Consider the following 8,548-nt stretch of genomic DNA (forward strand, 5'->3'; position numbering starts at 1 on the left):
GCCGTGATCGCGCGCGGCTTCAGTCAGTTGAGCCAGGTGGTGGGCTTTCTGAGCAAGGTAGCTTCCTGACGACGAACCGGTTGTCGTTTTGGGAATACGAAAAACCAAACGGTTGAATCCGAGCCCTTTCAACAGCGCCAGCGTCTCTAAATTGACGGTGTCTGGGTTGATATCAACTGAATATTCGCGGTTGTCGAGCTCTATGAGGTTCAAGGAAGTGGAAAGCATGAGTACCAGATGAGTTAAGTCTGCATTGCCCAGTGTGGTCAACACGCTGCCGCCAACGTAAAACTGCGTAACAGGTCGCCGGGCGCCAAAGAGTGCAGCTTGCAGCCGAATTTCCCGTTGTAGGTGATCAAGGTAGGTGCGCGCGGGTGAAATATGTCGCGGATTTATCTGCGGCGTGTTTCCCGTGTGACTGACATCTTCCAGAAAAGGTATGTTCACATAAACCGATAGTGGTGCGATTGATGTTTGCTTTGTCGCGCGTATCGCCTGTCTAACATCTTCGTCGCAGAACCTCTCTGTAAAGTAGCGCGTTGACGGGTATGACCTATAGCTTGGTGTGAAACCGCCATGTTCGACTGCGCAACCTTCCGTGCCTCGTGTGTTCACTCTATTGCGTTTATCGATTTTAGGCGACACTGGTTTTTTCATCTTCTGCTCCCCTGCGCCCCTTAGAGATCGCGTTGCCGCGTCTAACTGACTGCCTCTTGCAAGGAATGTACTCGAAGGCAGCTCGGAGAGCGTTGTTGAGCGTTCATTGTGATGCCTTTAAGCCAACACAGAACTACCTAGTCTATGATGCACGCTGGGCTGAATCGAACATTGATCTGAGTCAAGATGGTCGACTCTTTCTTGCGTCTGGCTACAGGCTAGGAGGGTGTATTGGCGTTGGCGTTCGCTATGGTGTTGGTGATGGCGGCAACCGGCAAAAGCGGTTAATCAATATCTAGGTTTCGATAAATACCTCTGTTTCTTATCGCCGCGACCAAGCAGCAACATCCTATCGTGCATAGATCTGGCGATCCATGCACGGCAATAAATCTGTGCAGCCTCCAGTTATCCGTGCTTTTGTTGATACGGATCAAGGTCTCCCCGGCAACAACGCAGTAGTTTGGATGGTAAGCCATGCAGGCAAATGGACAGATGATAGGAGGCGTTATCATGCATCTTATACCGCGAGATTCTTTAAATAATATTTTTGACCATGTCTTTTCCGGACTGCGACATGACGATGACGCAGAACGAAACGGTTTTTTCTCCCCTTCAGTCGATATCGAAGAGAGGGACGGCAAATACGTGCTGACGGCTGACCTGCCCGGTGTTAGTAAGGAAGATATTTCAGTTGAACTAGACGATGGAATCCTGACATTGCGAGCGGAGCGCCATGAGGAAAGCGAAGAGAAGGAAAAGGGACGAGTTATTCGTCGCGAACGTCGTAGCGGCAGCTATGCGCGTAGCTTTTCGGTTGGTCACGGTGTGTCTGGCAAGGACATCACGGCTTCCTTTAAAAATGGGACGCTGACATTAAGCTTGCCAAAGCCACAGCCGGCAGCCCCTAGCAGTCACCGTATACAGGTTCAATGACACAAGCCCGGCACCAAGGGCATTTTCAGGAGTGAAATTTATGGACAGTAGCAAAAATACCCAAGAAGACTGGTTGCAGAATATCAAAACCGAAAGGGATGAAATTCGAGTGCGCATGCATCTCGCTGCCGCCGACCTTCATGACGAATGGGAAGAATTGGAAAAGCGCTGGGAGCACCTTAAAAGTAAGTCGCGGGACGTGGGAGAGGCCGCTAGTGAAAGTGCGGAGGATGTGGGTGTAGCACTTGAACTACTGGCAGAAGAGTTGAAGGCTGGCTATCGCCGAATTCGACAGCGGATGCATTGAGCATCTGCCATGGTTCAATTGCCTCAGGATTATTCTGTTGCTGCTTCGGCGCTGAACACCGGTTTGGTGGTCACCCAATGTGGAGCCAAGTCGAACCTGATTGTTGAACCCCCGCCTGCCTTTGGCGGTTCCGGCAATGCTTGGTCGCCGGAAGAGCTGTTGCTGGCGGCATTGGCGGATTGTTACATCCTTACCTTTCGTGACGTTGCCGCTCGGAAAGGTTTTGTCTGGAGACAAATAGCCTGTCGTGCAGAGGGGGTGCTGGATCGCGTGGGCTCGGGGGTTGGCTTTGCCGCTTTTAACATGGATTGCGTACTTCAGATTGATGAAAGTGTCAGTAAGGTCGACGCAGAGTCCCTTTTACGTAAGACCGCTAAAAGTTGCTTCGTATCCAGAGCATTGGCCGTAGAGCCCAGCCTGAGTACTTCTGTAGAAATTTTGTCGGGAGATGCGGTATGAAAGGTTACTCGAATATTCTCGTGGCCGTAGATTTGTCAGATGAAGCTGAGCAGGTGCTAGAGGAAGCCGCTGCTCTAGCTGCGCGGTACCAGGCCGAAATTAGCGTGATACATGTAGCTCATGCACTCACTTTTTACGGCGATTTTCCTTATTATGCGAGCCCGCTGGATAGCGAGCTCTATAATCAGGAAGAGATTCGCAAGATACTATTTAAAGAGCTCGATAAACTGGCTGAGCCCTTTGATATCACGCGCGGATCGATCGATGTGCGTTTTGGTTACCCCCCAGACGAGATTGTGGCCAAGGCTAAACATGATCATGCGGATCTCATTGTGGTTGGTAGCCACGGTCGCCACGGTATCCGCTTGCTGCTGGGGTCAACGGCAAACAGCGTGCTACATCATGCGGAATGTAATGTGCTAGCCGTACGAATAGTAGAGTCATAAGCATCTGATATAACGCTACAGAAGGCAGTGTGCGGCTTGCATCGCAAGATTGCCGCCAGATGAATTAGCGGCACAAGAAATTGTTTTGCGGGCTATTGCACACTTGGCGTGCGGCTATGTCATCATTGCCGCCATGCATAATGAAAAAATAGTGAATAGCTGGCAAGACCTTTTCTCTGAGGGGCGCCTGTCGCGCTTGTTGTTTCTGGGTATGGCTGTGTGGACCGGCGCGGCAGACAGTTTAGTCACAGCCACCATCATGCCCAGTGTTGCTCGCGAACTGGGCGGGGAGGGCCTCTTTAGTTGGGGGGTGGCGGGTTTCATGCTCGGTGCGTTGCTGGCCAGTGCAAGCGCTGGCCGCTTGAGTGAGACGTTAGGACTGCGTATCGCAAATGGTGTTGCTGGCGTGCTGCTTTTATGCGGTTGCTTGATGAGTGCAATGGCCAGCGATATCTATGCATTTATCGTGGGGCGGGTGGTACAGGGGATTGGCGGCGGTTGGTTGTCGGGCTTTGCGATGGTGGCTGTGGCTTTTCTCTTTCCAGAGCGTCATGTAGCCAGGGTATTCGCTTTGGCGACATCGATCTGGGGCATTGCGACGATTGTCAGCCCGCTACTAGGCGGCCTGCTCGCTCAGGCCGGAGACTGGCGCTGGGTATTCTGGTTGTTCTCGGTGCAGTCGGTGCTACTTATCGTGTTATCACTGTGGCTGCTTGACGACACCGCGCGTAGCAAATCTGCAGCGGCGGTAAATTGGGTTCAGTTGACGTTGCTCTGTTCGTGCCTGTTGTTAATGGGGCTGGCTAGTAACAGTGATTCTACTTCTGAGTCGATTGCGTGTCTGCTGTTATCCCTGACGCTGCTCGTAGGCTACCTTTGGCGTGAGAACCGCATTGATAACGGTTTGCTGCCGCAGGGGGTAGTTGCGCGAGGTTCTGCTGTGGGCGCGGGTTACTGTGCCATGTTTTTACTCACCACAGCATTAACGTGCTATTTGGTGTACGCACCGCCATTGCTGCAATCGCGTTTCGGTTTAACGCCGCTCCATGCGGGTTATCTGGTGGCTATACCCTCAATGAGCTGGACACTGGCGGGCTTGCTGGTGTCCAACTTTCAGGCGCAGCGCATTCGCAACGCGAGTATTCGCCTAGGTGGACTTTGCGTCGCACTGGGCACGGCTCTACTGGCCATGACGCTGAGTCGGGGAGGTCTGGTGAGTATTGGTGCCAGCGCAATTGTGCTCGGATTGGGGTTTGGCTTGTCGTCCAGTCTTCTCAATAGACAAGTTCTGGCAAGTTTGGGCGATTCAGACCGGGCGATAGGGTCGTCGGCGCTTACAGCGGTTCGTCAGATGGGTAATGCCATGGGCGCCGCCTTGTTCGGCGTTTTTGCCGTACTTGTTGGCTTTTCAAGTCAGATCAATGCAAGTGACGCAGCACACGTGGGTTTTGCGTTATTTGCTCTGGCTATGCCCTTGTCGATAATGGGGATGTTTGCTTGTTGGCGAGCGGTCGCTACCCACTGATGATCGCAGCCAGCGGCTGATTTACCGTGCTATTCGCGGTACGGTAGAGTCAAGGGAGACGGATAGGCACTCGGCTATGCGCGATGAGTTTGTTCTGACGCACGGAGAATGGCTTCACGCCAGCGAGCGCACTCGTGCTACGTCGCCCGATCTGTCCGGGCGCTACCTTGCCGATGATAGAACTTGCTTGCAGACACTTTTACCTGAGGCGACCTTCGAATCTGCAACTGCTGAGCGAGTAGCCGATTACGCGGCGCGCCTGATTACCGCTATTCGTCGCGATCAGCAACATCGAGCAGGGGTCGATGCCTTGTTGCAGGAATATTCCCTGTCGTCTGACGAGGGAGTCGTGTTGATGTGCTTGGCAGAAGCCTTGCTGCGCGTACCTGATGACCTCACTGCCGATCGCCTAATCGCTGACAAAATTCTCGCGGGTAACTGGTCAGCGCATGTCGGGCCTCATCATATAGGGCATCGTCATTCACTGTTTGTTAATGCGTCAGCTTGGGGGCTGCTCATTAGCGGACAGCTGGTGCGGTTCGGTCAGGAGCATCATGACCACCTGCTATCAGTACTCAGGCGAACCGTCAAACGCCTAGGGCAGCCGGTCATTCGCGAAGCAGCGCGCTATGCGATGCGTTTGATGGGCGACGCTTTCGTGATGGGGCAGACAATCGATACCGCGCTGTCACGTGGGATTCCGCAGGAGGCGCAGGGATACTCCTTTTCCTACGATATGCTTGGCGAAGGCGCTCGCACCGCCGCTGATACAGAGCGTTATCTAGCCAATTACCGCCATGCCATTGAGGCCATTGGTCGGCATTCTCGTGACTCAGCTTCGAGATCTCTTGAGTCGATGTCGCGTGCCGGAATTTCAGTCAAGTTATCTGCTTTGCATCCTCGCTATGAGGTTGCACAGCGAAGTCGCGTACTGACGGAATTGGTGCCTCGCCTGTTGTCGGTGGTGCTATTAGCTCGGAACAATAACCTGACACTCACGCTAGATGCCGAAGAGGCAGCTCGTCTAGAGCTGTCGCTGGAAGTTTTTGCTGCCGTTTTTTCGGAGCCGGCATTGAAGGGATGGGATGGTTTTGGTCTCGCAGTTCAGGCTTATCAGAAGCGGGCTCCTGATGTTATTGCGTGGTTACAGGCTTTGGCTCAGACGATGGGACGGCGCATTCCCGTAAGGCTGGTTAAGGGCGCATATTGGGATGCCGAAATCAAACTGGCTCAGACCCAGGGCTTGGCGGATTACCCAGTCTATACCCGCAAAGCCGCAACTGACGTTGCGTATCTCGCCTGTGCGAAACGTCTGTTAGCCGGCAGAGCGTGGTTTTTTCCACAATTTGCAACCCACAATGCCCACAGCGTGGCCGCAATTCTTGAAATGGATGAGCAGCGTACCGGCTTTGAATTTCAGCGCTTGCACGGCATGGGTGAAGCGCTCTACGGGCAGTTGTTGGCGGACACGGGGCTGGCTTGCCGGATATATGCCCCAGTGGGGAAGCATGCGGATTTACTTGCCTATCTGGTGCGGCGTTTGTTGGAAAATGGCGCCAATACGTCCTTTGTGAATCAGGTTCTTGACGCTCGTCGTTCAGTGTCTTCGCTGATTGGCGATCCAAGAGCAGCACTCCAGGTACAGCGATTGTGGCATAACCCGGCGATACCGCGTCCCCCGGAGCTATTTGCTACTGCTGTTACCGGCCAAGCTAACTATCTGACCGGGCCGAGAGCCACACCGCCAGCGCGGCAAGACTATCGTACTAACGCCGCCGGATTTTGTTGGAGCGACAGTAACTGGTTGCGGCGATTGCGTGATGAAATGCAGCAGTGCTGGCGGGCGCGGTTGGACAGTCTGGAAGTTGGTGCTGTCAGTGTGTTCAACCCGGCAAGGAAAGCCGAACTCGTCGGTCGACTCGACTACGACAGTGTTGAATCAATGGGCGATAAGCTGGCGGCGGCGCACCAGGCGTTTGATGCATGGCGAGAAACGACGGCGCATGAGCGGGCGGATATTCTGCGGCGGTTGGCCGATTCAATGGAAAGACACCGGGAAGAATTCATGTTGCTGTGTGTAAAAGAAGCGGGAAAAACCCTGCCGGACAGTCTCGCAGAAATACGTGAGGCCGTGGATTTCTGTCGCTTCTATGCGCAGCAGATTGACTCCGAATGCAGTGTGCAAATAGGTTCACCGCGCGGCGTGGTGCTGTGTATCAGTCCTTGGAACTTTCCCTTGGCCATTTTTGTTGGGCAGGTTGTAGCGGCCTTGGCAGCGGGCAACTGTGTGTTGGCCAAGCCAGCTGAGCAAACTAGTCTGACTGCAGTGCGGGCGGTGCAATTGATGTACGAGAGTGGCCTACCAACGCATGTGGTTGAAATTGTTCTCGGGCCAGGGCGAGCCGTGGGTGAAGTGCTGATCGACGATCAGAGAATTCAGGCGGTTTCGTTTACGGGCTCTGTGGCAACAGCGCGGTGGCTGTCAAGAGCATTGGCTGATCGCTGCGATGCACCGGTTGCGTTTACAGCAGAAACTGGCGGTGTGAACGCGATGGTGGTCGACTCTACAGCATTGCCTGAACAGGTAGTGGACGATGTGATCCGCTCTGGATTTCGCAGCGCCGGGCAGCGCTGTTCAGCACTGCGCGTGTTGTTTCTGCAGGAGGAAACCGCGCCTGCTATTATCGCCATGCTTAAAGGTGCAATGGACGAACTGTGTGTCGGCGACCCTTGTTTACTGGCAACCGACGTAGGGCCGGTAATTGACGAACGGGCGCTGCAGCGTTTGCAGACGCACCTGAAATATCTTGATGGCTGCGGACGTTTACTGCACCGCTGCGAACAGCTGTCAGAGACGCAGGACGGCACGTTCTTTGCGCCGCATTTGTATGAAATTGACGCGCTGTCTACTCTACCGGAAGAAGTATTCGGCCCCATCGTACATGTCATACGGTATCGCGCGGATCAGCTCGATCAGGTGGTTGATCAGATTAATGCCAGTGGCTATGGGTTGACCCTGGGTATCCACAGTCGGGTGCAGAGCACCGTCGATATTATTGCGAGCCGGGTGCAGGTGGGCAATGTGTATGTAAACCGGGACATGGTCGGCGCGGTTGTTGGAGTGCAACCCTTTGGTGGCAGGCGGTACTCGGGTACCGGCCCGAAAGTGGGCGGACCGAACAGCCTTAAGCGATTAGTAAGTGCTGGATCTCCTGTTGCCTCAACGGAGAAGTTGACGTCAAAGACTTACCCATTTATCACGTGTCTGCACGGTTTTATTAGCGAGAGTACACAGCGTCGCTTGACGGAAATCGCCACGGTCTACGAACGAGACTACGCCGAACCCCAAAACCTGCCGGGGCCTACCGGTGAGTCCAACCGTCTCCTTTACGAACCACGTGGACACCTGCTGGGTGTTTACACTCAGGGCGATGCCATTGACGACTGCCTTGCTGCCGTCTTTAGTGCGTTGTTGATGGGTAATCGAGTGTCTCTGAAATGTCCGGCTGCCTGGTACGGTGTTTTAACGCGCTGCATCGAGACCGTGCCTGAACGATTTGTCCTGCTGGAAAAGAGTGACGGTAACAATGCACTTTCAGATGGTGATATTCAGGGAGTTTTTACTGCGTGTACAAGTATTGAGCGGCAAGGTATTGCACGCCTGTTGGCGCAGCGCGAAGGTGTGCCTGTGCCGTTGATTGCAGAACAGCCTTGTGGGTATTCGTTGTATGCCTACGCTTGGGAAAAGGTGGTGACGATCAATACTACAGCGGCGGGGGGCAATGCCGCGCTGATGACCTTAGGGAGCAGCGCGGTTTAAGCAGGTGACTTGTTGTGTATTTTACTATCAGGCGATTTGCCTTTACGTATCATGTAAGTGCCAGAGTCGGACGATAAAGCCAGGTCAGGCATTTCGTTCAATCTGACGATTGATATACAACGCCAGTAGCGTACATAGAGCACCAGACAATACGTAGAGGCTAACGGCGGTAAGCCCAAATTTAACCGATAGGCCAAGTGCAATCAGTGGCGCAAAGGCGGCGCCGAACAGCCAGGCAAAATCTGAGGTAAGAGCTGCACCGGAGTAACGAAATCTTCTAGCGAAGTTGGTGGTCACGGTTCCCTGCGACTGGCCATAGGAAACACCTAGCAGGGCAAAACCAATAAGAATAAAGTCATTTTGCATGCTCGCCGAGCCATTCATCAGCATCGGTGAAAACA

The 8,548-nt window shown here is 53.7% G+C and carries 7 protein-coding genes and 2 pseudogenes; 7 read left to right on the forward strand and 2 right to left on the reverse strand.

Annotated features, from left to right (window positions below; translation table 11 throughout):
* Positions 1–447: pseudogene (locus tag ABYP39_RS15300) on the reverse strand (coproporphyrinogen III oxidase); the annotation flags it as partial.
* A 305-nt stretch (positions 448–752) separates the two neighbouring features.
* Between ABYP39_RS15300 and ABYP39_RS15305 the strand changes: the two are divergent.
* The 7 genes from ABYP39_RS15305 (at position 753) to putA (ending at position 8,147) form a co-directional block, all read left to right on the forward strand.
* A complete protein-coding gene (locus ABYP39_RS15305) occupies positions 753–956 on the forward strand; it encodes a hypothetical protein (protein ID WP_372748321.1) in 204 nt (67 codons plus the stop codon).
* A gap of 211 nt (positions 957–1,167) precedes the next feature.
* Complete coding sequence (locus tag ABYP39_RS15310) at positions 1,168–1,590, forward strand: Hsp20/alpha crystallin family protein (RefSeq protein WP_372748322.1); 423 nt, start codon at positions 1,168–1,170, stop codon at positions 1,588–1,590.
* A 40-nt stretch (positions 1,591–1,630) separates the two neighbouring features.
* Positions 1,631–1,897 carry a hypothetical protein gene (locus tag ABYP39_RS15315; RefSeq protein ID WP_372748323.1) on the forward strand — a complete coding sequence of 89 codons (267 nt, stop codon included), beginning with the start codon at positions 1,631–1,633 and terminating at the stop codon, positions 1,895–1,897.
* Positions 1,898–1,906: 9 nt separating this feature from the next.
* Complete coding sequence (locus ABYP39_RS15320) at positions 1,907–2,356, forward strand: OsmC family protein (RefSeq protein WP_372748324.1); 450 nt, start codon at positions 1,907–1,909, stop codon at positions 2,354–2,356.
* Positions 2,353–2,802 carry a universal stress protein gene (locus tag ABYP39_RS15325; protein WP_372748325.1) on the forward strand — a complete coding sequence of 150 codons (450 nt, stop codon included), beginning with the start codon at positions 2,353–2,355 and terminating at the stop codon, positions 2,800–2,802. The genes ABYP39_RS15320 and ABYP39_RS15325 overlap by 4 nt, the downstream gene beginning before the upstream one ends.
* Before the next feature lie 151 nt (positions 2,803–2,953).
* On the forward strand, positions 2,954–4,327 hold the full coding sequence (locus ABYP39_RS15330; RefSeq protein WP_372758369.1) for an MFS transporter: 1,374 nt from the start codon (positions 2,954–2,956) through the stop codon (positions 4,325–4,327).
* 76 nt (positions 4,328–4,403) lie between these two features.
* Positions 4,404–8,147, forward strand: coding sequence for a bifunctional proline dehydrogenase/L-glutamate gamma-semialdehyde dehydrogenase PutA (gene putA, locus ABYP39_RS15335; RefSeq protein WP_372783405.1), 3,744 nt, complete (start codon positions 4,404–4,406; stop codon positions 8,145–8,147).
* 84 nt (positions 8,148–8,231) lie between these two features.
* Here the strand turns inward: putA and ABYP39_RS15340 are convergent.
* Positions 8,232–8,548: pseudogene (locus tag ABYP39_RS15340) on the reverse strand (MFS transporter); the annotation flags it as partial.

Origin of the sequence: Litorivivens sp. (assembly GCF_041625495.1) — a bacterium.
Lineage (GTDB): Bacteria > Pseudomonadota > Gammaproteobacteria > Pseudomonadales > Spongiibacteraceae > Litorivivens.